The 23,003-nt window shown below is 65.8% G+C and carries 22 protein-coding genes; 6 read left to right on the top strand and 16 right to left on the bottom strand.

The features are described 5' to 3' along the window. Positions 1 to 32 precede the first annotated feature (32 nt). Positions 33 to 1,256 carry a response regulator gene (locus CBW50_RS09885; protein WP_099374371.1) on the top strand — a complete coding sequence of 408 codons (1,224 nt, stop codon included), beginning with the start codon at positions 33 to 35 and terminating at the stop codon, positions 1,254 to 1,256. Here the strand turns inward: CBW50_RS09885 and CBW50_RS09890 are convergent. Both CBW50_RS09890 and CBW50_RS09895 read right to left on the bottom strand, forming a co-directional pair. After that, on the bottom strand, positions 1,238 to 1,621 hold the full coding sequence (locus tag CBW50_RS09890) for an immunity 22 family protein (RefSeq protein ID WP_086145375.1): 384 nt from the start codon (positions 1,619 to 1,621) through the stop codon (positions 1,238 to 1,240). The two genes, CBW50_RS09885 and CBW50_RS09890, sit on opposite strands and share 19 nt — an antisense overlap. After that, on the bottom strand, positions 1,622 to 4,315 hold the full coding sequence (locus CBW50_RS09895) for a polysaccharide deacetylase family protein (protein ID WP_086145376.1): 2,694 nt from the start codon (positions 4,313 to 4,315) through the stop codon (positions 1,622 to 1,624). Positions 4,316 to 4,547: 232 nt separating this feature from the next. Between CBW50_RS09895 and CBW50_RS30175 the strand changes: the two genes are divergently transcribed. Beyond that, complete coding sequence (locus CBW50_RS30175; RefSeq protein WP_264296476.1) at positions 4,548 to 4,670, top strand: hypothetical protein; 123 nt, start codon at positions 4,548 to 4,550, stop codon at positions 4,668 to 4,670. 52 nt (positions 4,671 to 4,722) lie between these two features. Here CBW50_RS30175 and hmgA read toward each other — a convergent pair whose 3' ends face one another. The 13 genes from hmgA to CBW50_RS09960 all read right to left on the bottom strand — a co-directional run bounded on the left by hmgA (position 4,723) and on the right by CBW50_RS09960 (position 17,648). Continuing rightward, positions 4,723 to 6,021 (bottom strand): homogentisate 1,2-dioxygenase, encoded by a 1,299-nt coding sequence (hmgA, locus tag CBW50_RS09900; RefSeq protein ID WP_086145377.1) that lies wholly within the window; start codon positions 6,019 to 6,021, stop codon positions 4,723 to 4,725. Beyond that, positions 6,018 to 6,203 (bottom strand): hypothetical protein, encoded by a 186-nt coding sequence (locus CBW50_RS09905; protein WP_086145378.1) that lies wholly within the window; start codon positions 6,201 to 6,203, stop codon positions 6,018 to 6,020. The genes hmgA and CBW50_RS09905 overlap by 4 nt, the downstream gene beginning before the upstream one ends. Positions 6,204 to 6,326: 123 nt before the next feature. After that, the gene (locus CBW50_RS09910; protein ID WP_086145379.1) at positions 6,327 to 7,994 is read right to left on the bottom strand and encodes an FAD-dependent oxidoreductase; all 1,668 of its coding nucleotides are present in this window, start codon (positions 7,992 to 7,994) and stop codon (positions 6,327 to 6,329) included. A 12-nt stretch (positions 7,995 to 8,006) separates the two neighbouring features. Continuing rightward, positions 8,007 to 9,359 (bottom strand): MFS transporter, encoded by a 1,353-nt coding sequence (locus tag CBW50_RS09915; RefSeq protein WP_216356333.1) that lies wholly within the window; start codon positions 9,357 to 9,359, stop codon positions 8,007 to 8,009. Between the two features lie 154 nt (positions 9,360 to 9,513). Next, entirely contained in the window at positions 9,514 to 9,912 is a 399-nt protein-coding gene (locus tag CBW50_RS09920) for a DUF1842 domain-containing protein (protein ID WP_086145380.1), read from the bottom strand. Positions 9,913 to 10,128: 216 nt separating this feature from the next. After that, positions 10,129 to 10,947 carry a helix-turn-helix transcriptional regulator gene (locus CBW50_RS09925; protein ID WP_086145381.1) on the bottom strand — a complete coding sequence of 273 codons (819 nt, stop codon included), beginning with the start codon at positions 10,945 to 10,947 and terminating at the stop codon, positions 10,129 to 10,131. Positions 10,948 to 10,965: 18 nt separating this feature from the next. Next, on the bottom strand, positions 10,966 to 11,475 hold the full coding sequence (gene msrA / locus CBW50_RS09930) for a peptide-methionine (S)-S-oxide reductase MsrA (protein ID WP_086145441.1): 510 nt from the start codon (positions 11,473 to 11,475) through the stop codon (positions 10,966 to 10,968). Positions 11,476 to 11,541: 66 nt separating this feature from the next. Continuing rightward, entirely contained in the window at positions 11,542 to 12,885 is a 1,344-nt protein-coding gene (locus CBW50_RS09935; protein WP_086145442.1) for an MBL fold metallo-hydrolase, read from the bottom strand. A gap of 66 nt (positions 12,886 to 12,951) precedes the next feature. Further along, on the bottom strand, positions 12,952 to 13,926 hold the full coding sequence (hemB, locus tag CBW50_RS09940) for a porphobilinogen synthase (RefSeq protein WP_086145382.1): 975 nt from the start codon (positions 13,924 to 13,926) through the stop codon (positions 12,952 to 12,954). A 112-nt stretch (positions 13,927 to 14,038) separates the two neighbouring features. After that, the gene (locus CBW50_RS09945; protein WP_086145383.1) at positions 14,039 to 14,938 is read right to left on the bottom strand and encodes a DUF535 family protein; all 900 of its coding nucleotides are present in this window, start codon (positions 14,936 to 14,938) and stop codon (positions 14,039 to 14,041) included. Between the two features lie 185 nt (positions 14,939 to 15,123). Then, entirely contained in the window at positions 15,124 to 16,476 is a 1,353-nt protein-coding gene (locus tag CBW50_RS09950; RefSeq protein ID WP_086145384.1) for a cell wall metabolism sensor histidine kinase WalK, read from the bottom strand. Then, on the bottom strand, positions 16,469 to 17,155 hold the full coding sequence (locus CBW50_RS09955) for a winged helix-turn-helix domain-containing protein (RefSeq protein ID WP_086145385.1): 687 nt from the start codon (positions 17,153 to 17,155) through the stop codon (positions 16,469 to 16,471). The genes CBW50_RS09950 and CBW50_RS09955 overlap by 8 nt, the downstream gene beginning before the upstream one ends. A 103-nt stretch (positions 17,156 to 17,258) precedes the next feature. After that, positions 17,259 to 17,648, bottom strand: a complete 390-nt coding sequence (locus CBW50_RS09960; protein ID WP_139842457.1) for a hypothetical protein — start codon at positions 17,646 to 17,648, stop codon at positions 17,259 to 17,261. Between the two features lie 238 nt (positions 17,649 to 17,886). Between CBW50_RS09960 and CBW50_RS09965 the strand changes: the two genes are divergently transcribed. From CBW50_RS09965 to CBW50_RS09980, 4 genes are all read left to right on the top strand, one after another. Continuing rightward, positions 17,887 to 18,663 carry a YdiY family protein gene (locus CBW50_RS09965; protein ID WP_086145387.1) on the top strand — a complete coding sequence of 259 codons (777 nt, stop codon included), beginning with the start codon at positions 17,887 to 17,889 and terminating at the stop codon, positions 18,661 to 18,663. A gap of 1 nt (position 18,664) precedes the next feature. Then, positions 18,665 to 20,542: a triacylglycerol lipase gene (locus CBW50_RS09970; protein WP_086145388.1), complete on the top strand. Its 1,878-nt coding sequence runs from the start codon at positions 18,665 to 18,667 to the stop codon at positions 20,540 to 20,542. Between the two features lie 117 nt (positions 20,543 to 20,659). Beyond that, complete coding sequence (locus CBW50_RS29895; RefSeq protein WP_226935687.1) at positions 20,660 to 21,304, top strand: hypothetical protein; 645 nt, start codon at positions 20,660 to 20,662, stop codon at positions 21,302 to 21,304. Between the two features lie 6 nt (positions 21,305 to 21,310). Continuing rightward, positions 21,311 to 21,991, top strand: a complete 681-nt coding sequence (locus CBW50_RS09980; RefSeq protein ID WP_086145389.1) for a hypothetical protein — start codon at positions 21,311 to 21,313, stop codon at positions 21,989 to 21,991. Positions 21,992 to 22,002: 11 nt separating this feature from the next. On the opposite strand, the gene CBW50_RS09985 is transcribed toward CBW50_RS09980, so the two are convergent. After that, entirely contained in the window at positions 22,003 to 22,998 is a 996-nt protein-coding gene (locus CBW50_RS09985) for an HD domain-containing phosphohydrolase (RefSeq protein ID WP_086145390.1), read from the bottom strand. Positions 22,999 to 23,003 lie beyond the last annotated feature (5 nt).

Here is a 23,003-nt window from a genome sequence, read left to right on the forward strand (position 1 = left end):
CTGCCTGGATTCAGCATTTTCAAGGAGCGACCGTGGATCTGAGCGACAGCGCCGGCAAGGCGACAAAAACCGCCACGGCAGCCGTGCGCAAGCGCGACGTGCTGCCCTACATCCTGCTGTTCATCCTGCTGGCCGGCCTGCTGGCCGTACTGGCGGGCGCCCTGCTGCCACCGTATTACCAGGCCGTGCCGGCCCTGTTGTGGAGCCTGGGTTTCTGCGTCAGCGGCATGCTGCTGGGTTTCCTGTTCGGCATACCGCGCACCGTGCCGTCGGGTACCGTCAATGCGCCGCCGCCCGATGAGCGGGCCAACGGCAAGGGCCGTCCCGGGGACGAGCCGCCGGCGGCGCCCGCCGATGGGCCGCCTGGCAACACCAGCAATACCCTGTTCCTCGGCACGCCCACGCCCATGGAAATCAATTCCAACCTGGTGGAAGTGTCGGACTGGCTGACGAAAATCATCGTCGGCGTGGGTTTGATCGAGCTCAAAAGCCTGCCCGGCAGCGCGCGCAAAATGGCCGCCTTCATCGCGCCCAGTCTGGCCGTCGATGCGGCCGCGGCCATGGCCGTCGTCGGCGGCATCATGCTGTTCTTTTCCGTGCACGGTTTCCTGATCGGCTACCTGCTCACGCGCATCTACCTGTCCATCATGATCAAGCGGGCCGACAATCTCGTCAAAAACGAATCCGTGCGCCTGGAAAGCGGCAAGGAAATCGAAGTGACGGAACTGAGCCGTTTGCAGCAGAAATCGCTCGACGACATGCAGGAAGCCGTCACCCAGCTGCTGCTGGCCCACCCGCCCGACGGCGGCCCCGTCACGGCCCTGGCGGGCGTGCCGACGGCGCAAAAGCCGTCCAGCCTCGTGCTGTGGCTGGACGACCATCCGCGCAACAATACCTTGCTGGTGGAACAGCTGGAACGGGAAAATATCAAGGTGGACCAGGCGATCTCGATGCGCCAGGCGCTGGCCATGCTGCAACAGAAGCATTACGCGCTGCTCATCACGGACATGGCGCGGGTGGAAAACGGCCGGCGCATCAAGGATGCGGGCGTGCGCACGGTGCGCGCCGTGCGCCAGGCCTTGCCGGAATTGCCCATCGTCGTGTATTGCAGCAAGGATACGGTCGCCAGTTATGGCACGGAAGCGGAGACGGCCGGCGCCCGCTTCATCACCACCTCAGGCACGAGCTTGCTGGCCAGCGTCAACAAGCTGCTGCACGAAGGACCTGGGGATGACGCTCAGCCTGCTATATCGTAGCAGTAGCGGCCCACGTAATGCAGCGAGCCGCGCTGCGGGTGCGCCAGTTGATTGGGCGCAAACACGCACACGCTGGCGTCGGCCTGCACGCCTTGCGCGTCCGCGTCCGCGCCGGCCTGCGCCAGCCAGCTGCCGGCATACGACACGCCGTCGAGCAGCTCGGCCAGCGGCGCGGGCGTGGCCAGCCACGCGCTCTCGATGCAGGCCGGCTCGTACTGCGTGAGGCCCGTTTCCAGGAAGAATGGTGGCGGCACGGCGTCGCCATCGTCCGTGTACGCGGGCGACAGGTAGGCCTGCAGCGCCTCCCACGAGGCGAAGCGTCCGCTGCAGGCAAACACGTGGACCATGGGCAAGATGGACGCCAACTACAGTTTCTCCATCTTCTGCCGCACGGCCGGGGCCGTCGAGGCCGTCGGCGCCAGCTCCAGATAGGTTTTATAGGCCGCTTTCGCCCTGGCGGCATCGCCGGCCTTGGCATAGGCGTCGCCCAGGTTCAGGTAGGCGATGGCGCGCGAGGGATCCATCTTGACCGTGTTTTCAAACCAGCGGGCCGCTTCGCGGTATTTTTCCTGCTTGTAGAAGACAAAGCCCAGGTTGTTGGCGGCCAGCGCGAAGTCGGGACGCAGTTTCAGCGCTTCCGTAAACTGCGCTTCCGCCTGCGCGTACTGTTTCTCCTTATACAACTGCAAGCCACGGTCGTTGGCCCGCTGCGCCAGCTGGCGCGTGGAGGTCGGCACGGCGCCCGGCGTGACGATCTTCTGTTCGCCGCCCTGCAAATCCTTCACCGTCACGCTGGCCGCTTGCGGCTTGGCGTCGAGCTTGCTGTTCAGGGCGATGGCCTCCGTCGACAGCTGCGTCGTGTTCGGGCTGAGGAATTCCGTCTCGCCCGGCAACTCGAAGACGAAATCGCCGCCTTCCGAACCGGGCAGGCTGCCGAACGCCGGCGTCTGGTTCGACACGCTGGAGACGGCCGGCGCCACGTAGGCCGCCAGTTCCGTGGCCGTGATCAGGCCGTCACCGTTCAGGTCCCCCTTGCCTGCCAGGCCCTGCAGCAGCGTCCACGTAAACACGGAATGGCCGTTCGGCCCGCCGTCGGCCACCAGCTGGTCGCCGCCGCCGGCCGTCAGCATTTGCCGGCCGATGCGCTTGGCGTTGTCGCGCAAGAACGAGCTGGAACCGGCGCCGCGGGTAAGGCCCAGGCCGCTGTAGCAGGCGTCCATGACGAAGAACGCATGCTTGGCCGTCAGGGACTCCGCGATATTCTGGATTTCCGTCATCGGAATCGCATCCGTGGCGAACTGCGCCGGGTCGGAATCGACGGGCACGATGTAGCCGAGGTCGCGTCCCGAGCTCAGCTTGCGCGTGGCGCCGTGGCCGGCGAAGAAGACGAAGATGCGGTCATTCTTTTGCACGCCGCCATGGGCCAGCTTGTCGTGGAAGGCGGCCAGGATGTTGTTGCGCGTCGCTTCGCCGTTTTTCAGGGTCACGACGCGCTCGGGCGCAAACGCGAATTTTTCGATCAGGGTTTCGCGTATGCCTTGCGCATCGCGCACCGCATATTGCAGTTTCGGCCACTTCGCGTAATCGTCGATGCCGATCACGACGGCCCAGGAATTGGCATAGCCCGTGGTGACGGGCACTTTCTCGGGCGCGGGCGCCGTGCTTTTCGCCACCTGGAAGCTGGTGCCATCCCAGCCCGCGAATTGATAGCCTTCCGCGATCAGCTTGTCGAGCACGGCCGGCAGGGCTTTGACCGTGCGTTCATGAATGTCGTGGAACAGGACGATGCCGCGTCCCGCCTTGTCGACGGAGGCCAGCACCCGGTTCGTGATGGAGCTGGGCACGGGGTCGGCCCAGTCCAGCGAATCGATATTCCACATCACGGATTTCAGATGGGCATCAGCCAGCGCGGCCATGCCTTCGCTGTTGCGCGCGCCATACGGGAAGCGGAACAGCGCGGCCCGCTCGGGGCTGATGGCTTTCAATAACGTGTCGGTGCCGAGGATTTCGCCTTTCAGCTTGTCGCCCGTCTGCTTCGACAATTGTGCGTGGCTGAAACTGTGGTTGCCCACGGCATAGCCCTCTTTCATCAGCTTGCGGCTCACTTCCGCGCCCGCGCCCAGCTTGGCGTGGCCTTCCGCGTCGAGCGACCCCAGGTTGCGGCCCACGTTGAAGAACACGGCCGGCACGCCATACTGTTTCAAAATGGCGCTGATTTCTTCCGTGTAGCGGCGGTGCGGGCCGTCGTCGAAGGTCAGCACGATGGTTTTCTTCGGCAAGCCGAGGCCGAAGATTTCCGCCTCATCCTTTTTTGGCGCCGGCTTGGCTTCGGGCACGGCACCTGCCGGCGGCACGGCATAGGGCACGACGATGCCGTTTTCCTTCAGAATCTGTTCGCGGCTGTACAGTTTTTTCAGCTGTGCCACGTAATCGTCCCACCGTTCGCGCTTGAGTTCGATGGCGCGCTGGCCCAGGTTGCCGAAGATTTGCCGGATTTCCTTCTCGTAGTTGCGCTCGATCTCGCCCAGCGCGTCGAGGTCTTCGGAAATGCGCTTGTGCAGCTTGATGGCGGGCAGGGACGAATCCTTGGCCACGTCGGCCAGCATGCCTTGCAGCAGTTCGCGGAAAGCCAGGCGGTCCGCATCGTACAGCGAGGGATCGGATTCGATGTAGGTCAACAGACTGTCGAGCGCCTCGAAGCGGCCCGGATTGGTGGCCGCCGTCAATTGATCCAGCGCGGAATCGAGCCTGGCGATGCGCTCCTGGTTTTCATGGAACAGGGCCTGGCCCACTTTACGGGCTTCGTCGCGCGCGCCTTCGGGCAAGCTTTGCTCGTCGGCCAGCAGCACGATGATCTTGCGGAAATTGGCCAGCAGGTCGCGGAACTGGCTGGCCACGGCGGCCGTGTCGGCGGCGGCCTGCGGCGCGGCGGCCGGATTGCCCGAGGCCGGGCCGGCTGGCGCGGCGGTGGCTGCCGGACGGGTATAAGTGTAAATGCCGGCCCCGGCGGCGAGAGCCACGACGACGGTGGCGGCGATCTTGATCGGCTTGGAAGTCACAGGCTTGTCATTCCCTTCACATACTATGCATAGAATTCAGATGGCGCGGAGGCGCAAGATGCATAATTGTAGAGCACGCTTGGCAATTTGCTCATCCCGCACGCTGAATTTGGGCAATAATATGTCGGCAACAGGCAATTATCCTGTCACCTAATCCGTCAACTAATCGGACAAGCAATCGGGCAACTGATGGGGCAAGCAAGTTCCATCGATCATAAAAACGGGAAAGACGATGCACAAGAAACTTTGCGCGGCCGCGCTGATGCTGGGCATGGCGCTATTGCTGCTGCAACTGCGCGCGCATGCGGGCGACAGCGTCATCAGGACGGTAGGAGGCGTATGCCTGCCGCACTGAGCAGCTGAATAGACCGGACACGCCGGTCCGCGCCGGTGCGCGGGCCGCCCGGCTACCCGGCGTCCGGGTCGAAATGCTTGCGCAAGCCTTGCCAGCACTCGAAATAGTCGTTTTGCAGCAAGCCGCCGTCCAGGGCGAACGGCGTCGGCTTGAGGATGGTGCGCGTCTCGAACATGAAGGCCATGGTGTCGCCCACCTTCGCGGGCGCGGACGTGTCGCTGTGCGAGGCCTTGTCGAAAGTCTGCGCATCGGGGCCGTGGCCGGACATGCAGTTGTGCAGGCTGGCGCCGCCCGGCACGAAGCCGGCCGCCTTGGCGTCGTACACGCCGTGGATCAGCCCCATGAACTCGCTTGCCACATTGCGGTGGAACCACGGCGGCCGGAACGTATGCTCGGCGGCCAGCCAGCGCGGCGGGAAGATGGCGAAGTCGATGGCGCCCAGCAGCGGGTTTTCGCTCGGCGCCTGCAGCACGAGGAAGATCGACGGGTCCGGATGGTCGTAGCTGATCGAGCCGATGGTATTGAAGCGGCGCAAATCATATTTGTACGGCGCGTAATTGCCATGCCAGGCCACCACGTCCAGCGGCGAATGGCCGAGGGTCGTGCGCCACAAGCGGCCGCCGAACTTGGCCACCAGTTCGCAATCGCCTTCGATATCCTCGTAGGCCGCGTGCGGCGCCAGAAAATCGCGCGCGTTCGCCAATCCGTTCGAGCCGATGGGCCCCATGTCCGGCAGGCGGAAGGCCGTGCCGAAATTTTCACACACATAACCACGCGCCTTGCCGTCCAGCACAGTCACGCGGAAGCGCACGCCACGGGGGATGACGGCGATTTCCTGCGGCTCCAGCTCGAGCAAGCCCATTTCCGTGGCAATTGCCAGCCTGCCCTGCTGCGGCACGACCAGCAATTCGCCGTCGGCCGAATAGAAGAAGCGCTGCATGGAGCGGTTGGCCGCATACAGGTGGATGGCGCAGCCGCTCATCGCTTCGGCGCTGCCGTTGCCGGCCATGGTCTGCCAGCCGTCGATGAAGTCCGTGGCCTCGCCGGCATCCGGCAGCGGGTCCCAGCGCAGCTGGTTCGGCGGCGTCGGCGGCATCGCATGGAAATCGCTGACGATGCGCGTATTTGGCAGCAAGGTAAACGGCGGATGCTGGCTGGCGGGACGGATGCGGTACAGCCAGGAGCGCCGGTTCTGCGCGCGCGGCGCCGTGAAGGCCGTGCCCGATAATTGTTCCGCGTACAAGCCCAGCGGCGCCTGCTGCGGCGAATTCTGCCCCTGCGGCAAGGCGCCGGCGATGGCTTCCGTGGCAAACTCATTGCCGAAGCCGCTTTGGTAGCCGGCCCCTCTCATGCCGGCTCCGCCATGCCGGCGGCCGCGTCGCGCAGCAAGCCCTGCACCACCTCGGCCTGGCCGACGGCGTCCATGGCCAGCAAGGCGAAGCGGGCCAGGAACAGCGGCGCGCGCTGCTCGCCCAGGCTGCCCATGGTGTGGCACAGCTCGGTGTATAGATTATCGCGTTCGATGTCGGTCATGTTGTCTCCTGATCCTGATGTAATACATTCGGCCTTTCAACCCGAAAGGCGAAACAGCTGGGGTCGGACCCCAAGGGACCCGGCGTCCCCGTCCGCGCCCCGGAATTTGCCACTGGGTTTGCTTCAAGACAATGCCCGTTTCAAAGCATCCTCCACCTGCCCCGCCCTCGCCTCGCGCCAGCGTCCCAGCACGTGCCCATCCGGGCGCACGAGGTAAAACGTGCCGGGCCGCGCGTCGAACAGCGGGAATGCCTGCGCCGCATGGTGCCAGGCGCCCCCTTGCGCGCCGCCGCGGCTGATCGCCACGGTCGTCAACGGCAAGCTGTCGCCCAGCGCCAGCAACTCGGCCGGCACGCAAGCATCCACGCCGAAGTACAGTCCCGTGAAATGGCCATCGGCGCGCTTCCCCAGATCGGTAATATACCCCGCTTTTTGCCCGCCGTTGTGCGGCAGCGCCAGCGGACACTCGGGCAAGACGGTGCCGGGCGCGGGTCCGGCGGAAAAACCATCCGTGTCGGGCGCGTTCAGGGACGACTGCGCATACGCGATGGCGCTCGTCTGGCGCGGGTTGATCAGTGTGCGCACGTGCGCATGCTTGCCCGCCAGACCGAGCACGGCCGTGCGCATCAGCTCGAAGGCAAACGTGGGCGGCGCCATGAATTCCGTGCTTTTCGTGCCGTGGCGCAAGTTTTCATGGGCCGCGTACACGCGTTCGTCCGAATAGCTGTCCAGCAAGGCCTGCGGCGCCAGCCCCTTGACCACGTAGGCCAGCTTCCAGGCCAGGTTGTCGGCGTCGTCGATGCCGGAATTGGCCCCGCGCACGCCGAAGATGGGCACCAGGTGGGCCGCATCGCCCGCAAACAGCACGGGACCGTGCCGGTATTTGTCCAGGGTCAAGGCGTTGGCCTTGTAGATGGTGATCCACACGGGATGCCACGGGGCCGTCTCCCCCATCATGGCCAGCAGGCTGTCCACGCGGGGCGCCACGTTTTCCAGCAGCACGGCCGTCTGCGCATCCTCGTCGTCGCGCAGCTGGTAGTCGATGCGCCAGATATCGTCGGGCTGCTTGTGCACCAGCACGGTCGAACCGGGATTCGACGGCGGATCGAAGTACGCGAGCCGCTCCGTCGGGCGCTCGCTTTTCAAATGGATGTCGACGATCACGTAGCGGCCTTCATAGCTGGTGCCCCGCAATTTCAGGCCCAGCGCCTCGCGCACCACGCTGCGCCCGCCGTCGGCCGCCACCAGCCAGTCCGTGTCGATTTGATATGTATCATGCGGCGTGGCCACGGTGACCGTGGCGCCGTCGGCGCGCTGCTGCACGCCCGTGACCCGCGTCTGCCAGCGGATATCGATCAGCTCGCTATGGCGCTCGGCCGCATCGAGCAGGAATTGCTCGATATGGTATTGCGCCAGATTGACCATGGGCGGCAATTTCTGGTTCGCGTCTTGCTGCATCGTAAAGTGCAGCACTTCCTCGTCGCGGTAAAAGCTGCGCCCTCCCGTCCACGGCAAGCCTTTGGCCAGAAAACCGTCGAGCGCGCCGAGGCGGTCGATGATTTCCAGGCTGCGCCGCGAAATGCAGATGGCGCGGCTGCCCGTGCAGACGCCGTCGTCCGCCTCGATCAGCACCGAGCGCACGCCGTGGCGCGCCAGGCCCAGGGCCGTGGCCAGGCCCACGGGGCCGCCGCCAACGATCAGGACGGGGACGTGCTGCGTCGAGGCGGCCGCCGGCTTGCCGGGCGGATACACTTTCGGCACATGGGGATAAGGGTGAAACGTATCGCGCATGATGGTGTCCTCTCAAGAATGTGTTTTGCCGCCGCGCGCTATCGGCAGGGTCAGCACGATGACGGCGCCCGCCACCAGCAGCACGCTGGCGTACAGCAAGCCCGTGGCAAAGCTGTGCGTGACGTCCTTCAGCCAGCCCACGACGACGGGGTTCAGGGCCGAGCCGATATTGCCCGTGGCATTGATGACGGCGATGCCGATGGCGCGCGCGCCCAGGCTCAGGGCCCGGTCGGGCGTCGTCCAGAAGACGGACATGGCCGTGTAGGCGCCCGTCGAAGCCATGCACACGCCCAGCAGCTGCAGCACGGGATTGGCGGCATGCGCGGTCAGCAGCCAGCCACCGGCCGACAGCAACATGGGCCAGACGATGTGCCAGCGGCGCTCCTGCAGGCGATCCGAGCGCCGGCCCCAGGCGACCATGCCGATGACGGTGCACACTTGCGGTATCGCCGCCAGCAGGCCGATCTGCGTATTGCTGGCGTTGCCGCTGAAACTTTTCACGATCAAGGGCGTCCACACGGCCACCATGGCCAGGGTGTTGACCAGGCAAAAGTAGGCGATGCCGAATTTCAGCACGGTGGGCGAGCACATTTCCGCCAGCACGGAGACTTTTTGCCGGGGTGCGTCAGGCTTGTGCTCGGCAGCCAGCATGCGCGCCAGCACCTGCTGTTCCAGCGCATTGAGCCAGCTGGCCTTGCCCGGCGCATCGTCGAGGTAGCCGTAGACGGCCAGGCCCAGCAGGACGGATGGCATGCCTTCGAGCAAGAACAGCCATTGCCAGCCCTTCAAGCCCCAGTGGCCGTCCAGCCCCAGGATCAGGCCCGACAGGGCTGAACCGATGGCGGCCGTGACGGGCATGGCGATCATGAACAGGGCATTGGCGCGCGCCCGGTAGGCGCTGGGAAACCAGTAAGTCAGGTACAGCAGCATGCCGGGCAGGAAGCCCGCCTCCGTCACGCCCACTAAAAAGCGCAGCGCATACAGGCTGGCCGGGCCGCTGGCGAACAGGGTCGCCGTCGAGGCCAGGCCCCAGGCGATCATCATCGAGCCGATCCAGCGCCGGGCGCCGATGCGCGCCAGCACGATGTTGCTGGGAATGCTGCAGGCGATGTAGGCGATGTAAAACAGGGTGGTGGCAAAACCGAACTGGGTGCCGGACAGGCCCAGGTCCTGCATCATGGTCAGGCCGGCGAAGCCGATGTTGATGCGGTCAAGAAAGGAAAACACGAACAGCAGGAACAAAAAGCCCAGCAGATGGCGCGACACCCTGCGCATGACCTGCTGTTCCAGCTGATTGGCGGCCGCGTCGGGGACGGGCGCGTGGGTGGCGGCGGTGGCGGGGGTTGCCCCCTGGACGATGGTCATGCTGGTCTCCATAAGGTCTTTGCCCCGCCATGCTTGTTGTTATCGGCGGGTGCTGCCGGGTGATCCCGGCTTGAGACACAGTATGCAGACGACTAAGCCGATGGCTGTCCCCATTTTGGGGACAGCCATCGGCCAAAAGAACTAGCCGGCGCGCCTAGCCGCGTTTCTTGATGGGCACGTTGTCGACCTTCTGGTTGCCATAGCTGAAGGAACCGTGGCCGCTCCAGTTGTTGTCGGTGACAAAGGTCGCTTCAAACTTGGCCAGGTAGCTGCCGATGGCAGGCGGCGGCACGGAAACGACGTATTCGCCCATCAGGCTGAAGACGCGCGTGGCGCCGCCGAGGCCCAGGCCGTGCACGGGACCGCTGACGGGACGGATCACGACGCGGCCGTTCGGCGGGGCGATCGATTGCGTGATCAGGGCTTCGCCGCTGACCGTGCCGTCGTCGGGGTTGTAGAACAGGGCCAGATTCAGGATGGGCGCGCCGGGCAAGCCGAGATTGCCGGCCATCAGATAGACGTGCTCTACCGCATTCAATTCAGATGAGGACACAATGGACTCCTTCGGGAATGATTCCTGAGCCATGAACAGGCGAGATCGCGCGCGGCGACAGGCACTGGCTACCAGCCTTGCCAATGGCCGCGGTTCCGGCGGCGCATCAACACTCTGCAGGCAGCATAGTCCGTATTTCCGTAGCAATATGCTCACATTATTGCCTTGAATTCCAGCAATTTTATGCTGGGCCCGGTATACCGGATTTGCTAGCACTTACGGCACTTGCGGGCCTAGACATAGCGCAAACAATTGGCGCTGGCTGGCAATGCCCAGGCGTTTATACGCGCGTTTCTGGTAGGTGACGACGCTCGACGGCTGCACGCCCATGGTCTCGGCGATTTCCACGGCCGTGTGGCCTTCGATCACACCGCGCAGCACGTCGAGTTCGCGCTTGCTAAGCTGCGGGCCATGCTGGCGCAGCCGGGCCAGCATCATGGGCGAAACGCCGTGCGCGGGCTGGCCGTTCAGGCTGTAGTGGTGCCTGGCCGCATACGCGAACAGCGGCGACAGGGCTTCGATGGCGGCCACTTCGCCGGGCTGGAACTGGCCCCGGCTGCTGTCGCGGTAAAAATTGACGGACAGCCAGATGTCGGCGGCCGGCTGCACCAGCAGGGACAGGCGGTCCGAGACATTCGGCTTTTGATAACAGACGGCGCGGTAGCCGGGATGGCGGATTTCATCGCCGGCTTGCCGGTGCAGCACGATGGCGGGATCGATTTTCACGCCTGCGGCCGGCGCGATGACGCTCTGGTTGCCGTCGAGCGCATAGTAATGGCGGGCGTAGCTGTCCGCGATATCCTGCAGGAAGCGCCCGCCGCGCCGGTCGGCCACGGCGACCGTGCGCGGACGGTTGCCGAATTCATAGGCAAAGATCGTGCACTGGGCGATGGACGCGGCCGCGCCGGCCGTGGTCAGGATGGCGCCCGCCATGGCATTGACGTCGGCGTGGCCGATGGCGGCAACCAGGTCCAGGGCGCGCCCCAGGTCCAGCTGCCCTTCCGCCTGCCGCCGTTCCACCCGCCAATAGCGCATGGCCGTCTCCCCTGGCGATTATTGTTGACGCTGCGGCAAGACCCAGTCCGGCCGGATGTAATGACAGGTGTAGCCGTGCGGCAAGCGCTGCAGATAATCCTGATGCTCGGGTTCCGCCTGCCAGAACGGGCCGGCCGGCGCCACCTGCGTCACCACCTTGCCGGGCCACAGGCCCGAGGCGTCGACGTCGCGGATGGTTTCTTCGGCCACCAGCCGCTGTGCTTCGCTGGTGTAAAAGATGGCCGAGCGGTAGCTGGTGCCGCGGTCGTTGCCCTGGCGGTCTTCCGTGCTGGGGTCGTGGATCTGGAAGAAAAATTCCAGGATCTTGCGGTAGCTGATGGCGGTCGGGTCGAAGATGATCTCGATCGCTTCCGCATGCGTGCCGTGGTTGCGGTAGGTGGCGTTGGCCACGTCGCCGCCGCTGTAGCCCACGCGCGTGGCGAGCACGCCCGGATAGCGGCGCAGCAGGTCTTGCACGCCCCAGAAGCAGCCGCCGGCCAGGATCGCGGTTTCCTTGTCTTTTGTCATATTGATCATTCCTTGATCTGAGATACTGGTATGTATCGTCCATCTTACCCTGTCGCGCGGTTTTCTTCAGCGGGCCAGCAGGCGCTTGAGCTGCGCCGCCTGGTAGGCGCCGATGGCGTCGTTGAACAGGCAGCGGATCAGGGGGTCGTCGACGATGTCGGCATCCATCAGTTCCGCCCGCGTAGCTTCGTCGAAGGGGCCGTCGTTGATGCGCATGTACATCGAGGTCAGCGATTCACCGAGCACCAGCGCCGCATGGCATTTCACCAGCGGCACTTCGGTGGTCCAGCCGGGCGCTTCGTTCGTCTGCGGCACGAGGTCGATCGCGTCGCCCTGCGTGCGGTAATGCAGGACGGTGGCGGCGCCGTCATGGCCGTACAGGGCCAGCCGCCACAGGCGCGGTTGCTGGAAGTAGCTGTCGTCGGGCAGTTCCATGTCGCGGTAGCGCTCAAGCAAACCATTGCGGCAGAAATCGAGCGCCAGCGCCGCGTCGGCATCGTTCAAGGGCGCGAAACGCCGGGCGATGTCCGCCGTGGCGGGCGCAAGCGCCTCGGGGCGGTAGTCGAAATCCACGTCCTGCGGTCCGACGGGTATCACCCAGGGCAAGGGTTCGGCGCGACTCGCCCCGTGCGCATCGAGCAGCACGGCCGTCGACGGATCGAGGCGGAAGATGTGCGCGTCCGGCAGCGCGCCGCCGATTTCATCGGCAAAGCGGCGGTAAGTGATCGGGAACATCGCGTGGTTGTACCAGGACCAGTCTTCCTGCACGAACTGGCAGGAACTGGGCACCAGGTAACGGGGCGCCAGCGCGCGCAGCTGCGCCACCCAGTCGTCGGGCAGCTCGACCGGGCCAGGCTGCGCCAGCGACGGCGCGATGACGGCGATCTCGCGCATGGTCTGGAACGGCCACAGGACCATGTCCCAGGGCGCGAAGGCGGCCAGCTGCGCCAACGTCTCGGGGCCGATCCAGGAATCGACGACATTGAGCACGTTCAAGCCGGCGGCGCGCACCTGGAACAGCGAGTCGACATCGTCGTCCAGCGCCCGGCGCGGGATCACCTCGATGGCGCCCACGCGCACGGGCACGTCGACGTGCAGGCGCTGTACCTGCGTAAAACCGAGCGCGCGGATCATCGCGAACAGTTCGTCGAAGACGCAGTACAGATAGATGGGCGTGGCGCGGTCGAGCGCATCGAGGCTGTCGAGCGAGCAGTGGTCGTCGTGGAAATGCGAAATGAAGACGGCGTCCCAGCGCAGCCGGCGCACGGCGTCGAGGTCGAAGCGCACGGGCGGGAAGGCGTGGCAGTTGCGGCTGAACGGATTTTCGACGATGGGGTCGAAGGCGATGGCCGTGCCGTCGCATTCGAAGACATAGCCGGCGTGCAGGATGCGGGAGATTTTCAGGGGCATAAGCTGATTCAGGTTGGGCAGCGCGCCATGATAGCTGAAAAGGCGCCTGCCCTGCCCCATGCAGAATTAGTACGGATTATTCAACACATCCATCGCAAAATACGTAAAGATCATGTCCGCGCCCGCGCGCTTGATGGCGCCCAGGGTTTCCTGCACCACGCGGCGCTCGTCGATGGCGCCGGCCTGCGCGGCGAACTTGATCATCGCGTATTCGCCGCTGACCTGGTAGGCGCCGATCGGCAGGCGCGTCACTTCGCGCAGGTCGCGGATGATGTCCAGGTAGGCGCCGGCCGGCTTGACCATCAGCGCATCGGCGCCCTCGGCTTCGTCGATCAGCGACTCGCGCACCGCTTCGCGGCGGTTCATCGGGTCCATCTGGTAAGTCTTGCGGTCGCCTTTGAGGGTGCTGCCGGCCGCGTCGCGGAACGGGCCGTACAGGCCGGAGGCGAACTTGGTGGAATACGCCATCACGGGCGTGTCGTGGAAGCCGGCCGCATCTAACGCGCTGCGGATCGCCGCCACCTGGCCGTCCATGGCGGCCGACGGCGCGATGATGTCGGCGCCCGCCTGGGCCGCGATGACGGCCTGCTTGCCCAGGTTCAGCACCGTGCTGTCATTGTCAACCGTGTCGCCGTGCAGGATGCCGCAATGGCCGTGGTCCGTGTATTCGCAGAAGCAGGTGTCGGACATGACCACCATTTCCGGCACGGCGTCCTTGATAATGCGCGACATGCGCGCCACCAGGCCGTCCGGGTTCAGCGTATCGCTGCCGTGGCTGTCCTTGTGATGCGAAATGCCGAAGGTCATGACGGAGCGCAAACCGGCGCGCGCATAGCGTTCGACTTCCTGCGCCAGCTTCGCTTCGGGTATGCGGCGCACGCCGGGCATGGAGGTGATGTCGATGAAATCGCTGGAACCTTCGTCGACGAAGATCGGCAGGACCAGGTCGCGCGGGTTGATCTCGGTTTCGCGGAACAGCTCGCGCAGTTGCGGGGTCGCGCGCAGGCGGCGCATGCGCGAAGTGGGGAATTGTGCTGGCATGGGATGACTGGCTTCAGGTTAACAACGCCGATCAGTATACGCCCATCGCGCCGCTTGCGCCGGGCCGCCTGGCAAAAAAGCTGCGCAAGTCAAAAAAGGCCGTCCTGCGCCTTCATTGCGGCTGCAACAGGGCCGCCACTTGCCAGCGCATGTCCGCCGCCAGTTGCACCAGCATGGCGCCGCGGCGGCGCGCGTCGGCCCGCTTTTTCGACGGCACCAGCTCCAGGTCCGGCATGCGGCAAGGGGTGCACGGCAGGCGGTAATTGCCGTCGCCGGCAGGCTGCGCATGCAGTTCCTGCCACGCCAGGTCGTAATCGCAGGAGATGTGGCGGCGCCGGCGCCAGTTCAGCGCGATGCGGTTGGCATTGCTGACCAGCCCCAGGTGGCTGCAGCCGAAGAAATCGCCGAGGTCGCGCAAGGCCGCCACCATCAGGTTTTTCGGCCGGCAGCCGTGCAGCGCCCGCGTGGCCTCCTTCACGGCCTGCGCGCCCGCCAGCGAGCGCAAGCCCTGCAGCGCGCCCAGTGCGATGGCCGCGCCGCCGGGCTGGGGCCGGAACAGGAAGCTGGCCAGGTACAGCGACACGCCGTCGCGCGTCAGGCGCAGGCACAGGTCGCCCTCGCGGTGGCTGTCGTGGATGGCCGTCAGCTGCAGGCGGTAGGTGGCGCCATCCTTGCCCTCGATGGCGGCCAGCACCAGCGCGCGCCGCGCCGCGTATTCCACCAGCGGCCGCGCGCCGGCCTGCCACAGGAAGCGGTAATGCCCGCGCAGCAGGTCCACCCTCGCGGCGCAGCCGAACTGCCGGCTCGCATAGGGACGGTAGATCTTGTATAGCAGGCTGGGATGGGCTTGCGCCAGCGCCGCCATGCCCGGCGTGCCGGCGATGAACGCCTGCCAGCGCGCGCGCTGCACGGGAAAGACGATGGCGCCCAGCGCGGCCTTGAGGCGGTGGCCATGCTGGCGCAGTGCCGGCTGCTGCGGCGCGGCGTCGCCGGTGGCGGTAAAAGTATGCATGCGAACGGCTCTACAACGGGACTGGGCGAACGGGACGCGGCAGCGGCCGCGGGCAGCCCGGCGCAGGCGCCGGCACGCATGCCGCGGCTCTGGCCGGGTAGAGCGGATGATAGGGGGAGGCTAAAACAAAGGGGGTTACAAGTTGGTAATGTGCCGATACGCCACGCCGGCCTGACAGCGGCGCCTTAGCGCAGCAGCCGCAAGCGCAGGCGCAAGCCCGGCGCCGCATCCTCGATCTCCAGGCTGCCGCCATGCAGGGCCGCGATGGCCGCCACGATGGACAGGCCCAGCCCATTTCCGGGCAGGTGGCGGCTCTTGTCGAGGCGATAGAAGCGCTGCGTAAGCTTCGGCAATTCCTCCGGCGGCACGCCGGGGCCATTGTCGCGCACGGCCAGCCAGCTGCCCTGCGCATCGCTGCCGGCCGACACTTCCACCGTGGCGCCCTGCCCCGCATACTTGATGGCGTTGTCGACCAGGCTGGCCAGGGCGCTGCCCAGCAGGTTGCGGTCGCCGCGCGCCGGCACGTCGTCGCCATACATCTGCACCAGCAGCACGCCTTGCTCGTCGGCCGTCGCCTCGTACATTTCCACGATGTCGGCGCCGATCTGATGCAGGTCAATGTCATCGAAATTCTCGGGACGCATGCCCGATTCGGCCGCCGCGATCTGCAGCAGCTTGTCGAACACGCGCGTCAGGTCGTCGATATCGTCGATGGCCGCCTGCGCGGCGCCCTCATAGCCCGCCACGGTCTGCTGCTGGCGCAAGGCGCCATCGAGCTTGTTGCGGATGCGTCCCAGCGGCGTGCGCAAGTCGTGCGCGATGGCGTTCGACACGTGGCGCACGCCGTCCATCAGGTGTTCGATGCGGTCGAGCATGCGGTTGATGTCACGGCTGAGCAAGCCGAATTCATCTTCGCTGGAAACGGGGATGCGCCGGCTCAGGTCGCCGGCCTCGATTTCGCCGGCCGTGCGGCGGATCTGGCCGATGCGCGCCTCGAGCTGGCGGCGGAACAGCCAGGCGCCCGCCACGGCCAGCAGCACGGCGGCGCCGCCGCCAAAGGACAGCGAACGCAGTACCAGGGTGCGGATCGACTCGCCCTCCTCCATGTCGCGCCCGACGAACAGGCGCGCGCCGCCATCGAGGCCGCGGATCAGCAGGCGCGCCGGCACGCGACGTCCCTCGCGCGTGACGTCGCGGTGCAGCAGCTGGCCCACGGGACTGGCCGCGTCGGGCCAGGCCGACAGGTTGCCGGCCACGCGGCGGCCGTCGGCGCCGACGAGCAGAAAAATCTCCGTGTCGCTGTCCGTGCGGTCCGTCAGCAAATGGGCGATTTCGGCCGCCGTGCGCGTGCTGTCGGCGGGCTGGTACAGGGCGGCCAGGCGCTCGGACAGCAGCACCAGCTTGCGGTCCACGCTGCGATCGAGCACGCCGATGGTGCCGAAATAGAAGACGCCGCAGACGACGGCGATCGACAGCGCCACCAGCACGCCATAGCCGAGCGCCAGACGCGCCGCGATGGAACGGTGCAGGTTACGCACCGTCAAGCACGCCCAGGGTATAGCCGACGCCGCGCACCGTGTGGATCAGCGGCGGCGAAAATTCCTTGTCGACCTTGTTGCGCAAGCGGCTCACCTGCACGTCGATGACGTTCGTCTGCGGGTCGAAATGGTAGTCCCACACGGCTTCGAGCAGCATGGCGCGCGTGACGGACTGGCCCTGGTGGCGCATCAGGTATTCGAGCAGGCGAAATTCGCGCGGCTGCAGGGCGATTTGCCGGCTGGCGCGCGTCACGCGCATGGTGCGCATGTCGAGCACCAGGTCGGCCACCTGCAGCTGCGTCGATTCGGGCACGGGCGCGGCGCGCCGCAGCAGCGCCTCGATGCGCGCCAGCAGTTCGGCGATGGCGAACGGTTTCGACAGGTAGTCGTCGCCGCCGCTGCGCAGGCCGCGCACGCGCTCGTCGACGCTGGACAGGGCCGACAGCACCAGCACGGGCGTGTTGCGGCCCATGCCGCGCAGGCGCGCAACGATGGCCAGGCCGTCGATCTCGCCGGGCAGCAGGCGGTCGAGCACCAGCGCATCCCAGTCTTCGCCGCAGGCCAGGCGCATGCCGTCGATGCCGTTGTCGCAGGCCGTGACGTCGTGGCCCGCCTCGCGCAGGCCGGCGCAAATGTAGCGGGAGGTTTCAGCTTCGTCTTCGATGACCAGGCAGCGCACGGGAATTCCTTGTAAAAATCAGGGCAGCAAATACGCGCAGCATACGCCAGGCGCGGCCCACTTGCCAGTCCCTCCCCGCAGGCGCCGACGCGGCGCCTGGCGCCTAATTGCATTTCCCCCGCAGTTTGGCGATCGCCACGAAGGGCAAGGCATACACGCCGCCGATGCCAATCGGGCCGATGCTGGTGGGCTGGCGCTTCAAGCCGTCCGGATGCAGGCAGTCGGGCACTTTCGCCTCGGCGAAGGCGGCGGCGAACTGCTCGTACTTTCTGTCGGCGCGTATCGTCACCTGCTGCATCTGCGGCTGCGGCAGCGCATCGCGCGCCTGCGCCTCTTCCGCCAGCACGGCGCGCACGGCGTCGCGTATCATCGATTGCGTCAGTTGCGGTCCCGGTCCCGGTGCCGCTCCCGGCGTCGTCTCCGGCGCCTGCGCCCCGGCTTGCGCCGCCGCGCACAGCCACGCCACAGTGACCAGCTTGCAAGCTATTTTCATCGTCTTCATCCACGCATGCCAAGTTTGCAATATTTCCATCAATATAGCAGGATTCGCGCGCGCCGGGGCGTGCGGCGAACGACGGCAGGGTCGGGTACAATACAGCCTCGACAATGTTTGGCCGCGCACGCGCGCCCCTGCCACAGGCGCCGCACGGCTTGCCGCGGCCTGCATATCCACCACTGCCACTAACGAACAGCAGGCACGCCCGGCGCGCGCCACAGACAGACACACTGCCATGAAATCGACCCACTCTCTCGCACTGGCGCTGGCCATGGCCACCGCATGCGGCAGCGCCGCTGCCGCAGACTCCAAACAAAGCATGCTGTTCGATGAAATCCCCATCGGCAGCTGGAGCACTTCCGCCGAACTGGGCGCCATCACCACCTCGGGCAACACGGTCGGCACCTCCGTCACCGGCAAGATCGACGCGCGCCAGGAACTCGACGACTGGAGCAACCAGTACATCTTCAGCGGCTACTTCAAGGAAGATGAAACGACGAACGACGAGGGACAAAAGATCCGCGAACGCTCGGCCGAGCGCTTTTCCGCCTCCGCCAAGGCCGCCTACAAGCTGATGGCCGACCATGAAAAACTGTTCGTGCTGGCCTCGCACGTGAACGACAAGTTCGGCGCCTACACCAAGTACTCGACCCTGGCCGTCGGTCACGGCTCGCGCTGGTACCAGTCCAGCGACAAGAGCGTCGACGTGGAAGTCGGTCCAGGCTACTTCAGCGGCACCAACGATGCGGGCGAATCGGAACACGGCCTGACGGTGCGCGGCGCGGCCGCCATGAAGTGGAAGATCAGCCAGTCGGCCATGTTCACCCAGACGGTCAGCGTGGAACGGGGCACCTCGAACACCCACTCGATCGCCGAAACGGCCCTGAGCACGAAAATCAACGGCACCATGCAGATGAAGGCCGCCTTCAGCGCCCGCAACGACACGCGCGTGCCCGATGACAAGAAGAACACGGATACGCAAACCTCGCTGACCCTGGTTTACTCCTTCTGAGATGCCGGCCACGCTGATGCGGCGCCTGCGCCTGGGCGCCCTCCTGTGCGCGGCGGCGCTGCTGAGCGGCTGCGCCGCCGTCACCGTCAGCGCCATTTCCCCGGCCGACTACCTGCAGCAGCGGCGCGGCGACATCCTCACCACGGGCAAACTCAGCGCCTCGGCCAGCGAGGTGCTGCGCATCATCGGCAGCGACATCGCCGCCTGCGAAGCCAATACGGGCAGCTGCCGCGCCGACCTGGCCCGCTCCGAGCTGCTCAGCGATGAGCAGCGCCTGGCGACGCTCTCCGAATTGTGGCTCGAAAGCGCCCTGGCGGAGGAAAAACAGGGTGGCCACGCCAGCGCCGAACTGCTGGCCGCCTGGCTGGAATCGGCCCGCTACGCCTATGCCTACCTGTTCTACACGACGCGCACGCCGGGCCAGCGCGCCTTCGAGGAGCGCCAGACGCAAATCCGCGACTACTATAACTACGCCGTGCAAAAGGCCGTCGGCAACCTGTTCCGCCACCGCGGCGAATACCGCCCGGACGGCCATGTGATCCGCGTCGCCGGCTGGCAGATCGACAGCGAACTGTCGGCCCTGCGCCTGCCCGACGACGGCACCCTGCCGGAAGAACTGCTGCCGGCCACCTCGCTGTCGTTTTCCGGCCTGCGCAATGTCTACCGGCGCGACGGCTTCGGCGCCGACCTGGTGGCCGTCATGCCCAAGCCCGCGCAGGCCGCTGACGCGGCGTTCCAGGAAACGCGCTTCCCCGTCGTCACGGCGCTGATCCGCTTCGACGGCAACAGCCTGCAGGAAGTACTGGCCACGCAGCAGCTGCTGTTGATGCTGGTCGACCCGACGCGCAGCGAATCGACGCGCATGGCGGGCCAGGAACTGCCCGTGGCGGCCAATTTCACGGCCGGCTACGGCCTGTGGCTGGCCCGTTCCGGCTTCGGCGTGCAGGCGCTGCGCACCCTGTTCGGCCGCGCCGACGGCATTTCGCGCCCGCAGGTGCACCTGATGCAGCCCTACGACCCGGACAAGCGCACCATCGTCATGCTGCACGGCCTGGCCAGCAGCCCGGAAGCGTGGATCAACGTGGCGAATGAACTGATGGGCGACGAACAGCTGCGCCGCCGCTACCAGATCTGGCAGGTGTACTACCCGAGCAACGCGCCGCTGGCGGCCAACAACGCCGCCATCCGCAAGGCGCTGGACGCCACCGTCGCGCATTTCGACCCTTCGGCCAAGGCCGCCGCCTCGAACGACCTGGTCTTGATCGGCCACAGCATGGGCGGCGTGCTGGCGCGCCTGATGGTCTCCGACGCCAGCAACACCCTGCTCGACGCCATCACGGAAGAATACAATTTGAAGGGCAAGAAGGCGGAAAAAGTGCGCGCCGGGCTGACGCCCTACCTCAATTTCACGGCCATGCCGCAGGTCAACCGCGCCATCTTCATCGCCGCGCCGCACCGCGGCACCGCGTTCGCCAACCACAAGGTGGCGCGCTGGATCGCCAACCTCGTCACCCTGCCCATCACCATGCTCGAACAGCTGTCCGACGCGGCCGGCAGCCTGGCGCAGCTCGACACGGGCAGCAGCGAGCCGCTGCGCATCCCCAACAGCATCGATAACCTCAGCGACAAGGACCCGTTCGTGCGCCTGGTGGCGGACCTGCCGATCAGCCCGAAAGTGCGCTACCACTCCATCATGGGCAACGACACGCCGGAGCTGCCGCTGGCCGAATCGAGCGACGGCGTGGTGCCCTACGCCAGCGCCCACCTCGACGGCGCGCTGTCGGAAAAAGTCATTCCGTCCTGGCACAGCGTGCAGGAAAGCCCGCAGGCGATCCTGGAAATACGGCGGATCTTGCGGCTGCCGGACAGCCTGCCCTGATCGGCCGCATATATCTCGCTGTCCGCTGCCGGAAAAATGCGCTTTTCGCTTGATAAAGTTGCGAAACATGATAATCTTGCGTGTAAGACGCCTGGCGCATATACCCGAGGAGCGAACATGACAGCGCATCTGCATCACGACACTCTGGCGCCCGAGCGCCGGGAATGGACCGACAACGACCTGCGGGTAGTGGAGCAATTCTCGCAATTGGTGAGCGCACAGCTCCACCTGTTGGCGCAAGGTCCCGAGCGCGAGCGCCTGATCGACCTGGCCATGCGCGCGCTCGATGCGGCGCGCGCCTCGCTGCGCGCCACCCCGCCGCCGATACCGCTGCAACTTCCCGTATTAAAACTCAAGGTGTCCGATGTCATTGGGCAAGGATGGGTGGCACTGTCGCAGGCGTCGCTGTATCGCGCAGTGGAAAGCCAGCGGTTTTATTGCGTGACGCCCAAGGGACGCAGTATCGGCAAGGAGTTTCCCGCTTGGCAATTTATCGAGCCCGTGCCGGAATTGATCGCGCCCGTGCTCGCCGTCCTCGCCGGCCAGCCCGGCAGTGACATCCATGCCTTCTGGGTCAGCGGTGCCGACGAATTCAACGAACTTTCGCCGGCAGAGATGCTGGCAGGCAAATCTTTCGAGACGCGGGCCGAGGTACATCCCAGTCAGCAAACGCTGCTGGATCTGCCAGCCAGCGAGAGATTGCGCAAGGTGCTGGCGGCAGCGCAGTGGCAGCATAGGGGTATGGCCGACATCATAGGCTAGCCCTGCATGACGCTGCAACTGCAAGATACGCCTGTCCCGCCAGAAATGGCAGCACGCCTGCCGGCGCTGGCATCGCTGCGCGCTGAATTATTGAGTAATATCATCACCCATCCAGCAGGCCAGGTCTTGGTACGCGCGGCATGGAACGCGGCGTCCATCTGGCCGGCGAAGGTTGAACGCACCTACCGCTTCGGCCCGCCCACCGCGCTGGCCGGCCCGGCCGGTTTCCCCTTTCACTGGGCGTATCTTGCGGACGACGCCTACACGGCGGCCTGGGAAGCCCAGCTTTGCCGTAACGACGTCACACGCCCGGGCACCTTTTACATCGATCACAACGCGCAACAAGCGCTGATCGCCACCCTGTCATTCAGCGCCCCGCTGCAATTGTTCGGCCTGACCGGGCTGGCCGCCAGCCGCCTGGGCATTTACGATCAATTGCACAGCCCCGATCACGCCTGGTGCCAATGGCTGGGCTGCCAGCTGGACCAGGTCATTGCACAGGAGGCAGGCGCGAGTCATGGCTTCGTGTATCCATCGCGCCGGCAGCCAGGCAAACTTGCCTATGCGACATCCTCTCGCCTGATGGCAACATTGGGCGCGCGCATGGCATGCTCACACGTGCAATTCGGCAACACTGAAGCCTATGCGCGCTTGCTGGCTGACCGCCTGCGCGTAGCCCCGCCCTGAGCTGAAATGCCCTACACCGGCTCGCGCCACTGATCCTTGATCTCCAGCATGGCCGGCAGCTGTTCGATGAACAGCGCCAGCAGCGCGGGATCGAAATGCGTGCCGCTGTCGCGCTGCATGGCGGCGATGGCTTCGTCGACCGTCCAGGCCCGTTTGTACGGGCGTTCGCTGGTGAGGGCGTCGAAGACGTCGGCGATGGCGACGATGCGGCCTTCGTGGGGGATGTCCTCGCCCTGCAAGCCTTGCGGATAGCCGCTGCCGTCCCATTTCTCGTGGTGCGTCAGGGCGATGGTGCGCGCCATTTTCAAGAGGCCGCCCGCGTGCTCGCCGATGATGGCCGCGCCGATTTCCGCGTGGCGGCGCATGACGCTCCACTCTTCCGCATCGAGCTTGCCCGGCTTTTGCAGGATGGCGTCGGGGATGCCGATCTTGCCCACGTCGTGCATCGGGGCCGCGTTCAACAAGTCTTCCGCCCTGGCCGCGCTGTAGCCGGCCGCCAGCGCCAGCTGGCGCGCGTAATAGCTCATGCGGATGACGTGCATGCCCGTCTCGTTGTCCTTGTATTCTGCCGCCTGGCCCAGGGTCTGGATCACCTGCAGGCGCGAACGGCGCAATTCCTCGGCGTCCACCAGCGACAAATGCGTGCGCACGCGGGCGCGCACGATGGGCGGGCTGACCGGCTTGGTGATGTAGTCCACGGCGCCCGCGTCGAAGCCGTCCGCCTCGTCCTTCACGTCGCACAGGGCGGTGACGAAAATGACGGGGATGGCAGCCGTGGATGGCATGGCTTTGAGCTGGCGGCACACTTCATAGCCCGTCATGGCGGGCATCATGATGTCGAGCAGGATCAGCTCGACGGGATTGTTCTGCGCCAGTTCCAGCGCCTTCTCGCCATCCTTGGCGTACAGCAGGCGGTAATCGTCCTGCAGGATCTGGCGCAGCACCTGCAGGTTCGTTGCTTCATCATCGACCAGCAGCAGGGTCGGTTTGTCGTCGTGTAAGGTCATCGTCA

It is taken from the genome of Janthinobacterium sp. GW458P (genome assembly GCF_002127585.1).
In the GTDB taxonomy this organism is placed as follows: domain Bacteria; phylum Pseudomonadota; class Gammaproteobacteria; order Burkholderiales; family Burkholderiaceae_D; genus Janthinobacterium.

Excerpts from the sequence above, each read along its gene's own strand:
- CBW50_RS30175 (WP_264296476.1), top strand. The coding sequence starts at position 4,548 with ATGCACAAGAAACTTTGCGCGGCCGCGCTGATGCTGGGCATGGCGCTA.
- hmgA (WP_086145377.1), bottom strand. The coding sequence starts at position 6,021 with ATGAGAGGGGCCGGCTACCAAAGCGGCTTCGGCAATGAGTTTGCCACG.
- CBW50_RS09905 (WP_086145378.1), bottom strand. The coding sequence starts at position 6,203 with ATGACCGACATCGAACGCGATAATCTATACACCGAGCTGTGCCACACC.
- CBW50_RS09910 (WP_086145379.1), bottom strand. The coding sequence starts at position 7,994 with ATGCGCGATACGTTTCACCCTTATCCCCATGTGCCGAAAGTGTATCCG.
- CBW50_RS09915 (WP_216356333.1), bottom strand. The coding sequence starts at position 9,359 with ATGACCATCGTCCAGGGGGCAACCCCCGCCACCGCCGCCACCCACGCG.
- CBW50_RS09925 (WP_086145381.1), bottom strand. The coding sequence starts at position 10,947 with ATGCGCTATTGGCGGGTGGAACGGCGGCAGGCGGAAGGGCAGCTGGAC.
- msrA (WP_086145441.1), bottom strand. The coding sequence starts at position 11,475 with ATGACAAAAGACAAGGAAACCGCGATCCTGGCCGGCGGCTGCTTCTGG.
- CBW50_RS09935 (WP_086145442.1), bottom strand. The coding sequence starts at position 12,885 with ATGCCCCTGAAAATCTCCCGCATCCTGCACGCCGGCTATGTCTTCGAA.
- hemB (WP_086145382.1), bottom strand. The coding sequence starts at position 13,926 with ATGCCAGCACAATTCCCCACTTCGCGCATGCGCCGCCTGCGCGCGACC.
- CBW50_RS09945 (WP_086145383.1), bottom strand. The coding sequence starts at position 14,938 with ATGCATACTTTTACCGCCACCGGCGACGCCGCGCCGCAGCAGCCGGCA.
- CBW50_RS09960 (WP_139842457.1), bottom strand. The coding sequence starts at position 17,648 with ATGAAAATAGCTTGCAAGCTGGTCACTGTGGCGTGGCTGTGCGCGGCG.
- CBW50_RS09965 (WP_086145387.1), top strand. The coding sequence starts at position 17,887 with ATGAAATCGACCCACTCTCTCGCACTGGCGCTGGCCATGGCCACCGCA.
- CBW50_RS09970 (WP_086145388.1), top strand. The coding sequence starts at position 18,665 with ATGCCGGCCACGCTGATGCGGCGCCTGCGCCTGGGCGCCCTCCTGTGC.
- CBW50_RS29895 (WP_226935687.1), top strand. The coding sequence starts at position 20,660 with ATGACAGCGCATCTGCATCACGACACTCTGGCGCCCGAGCGCCGGGAA.
- CBW50_RS09980 (WP_086145389.1), top strand. The coding sequence starts at position 21,311 with ATGACGCTGCAACTGCAAGATACGCCTGTCCCGCCAGAAATGGCAGCA.
- CBW50_RS09985 (WP_086145390.1), bottom strand. The coding sequence starts at position 22,998 with ATGACCTTACACGACGACAAACCGACCCTGCTGCTGGTCGATGATGAA.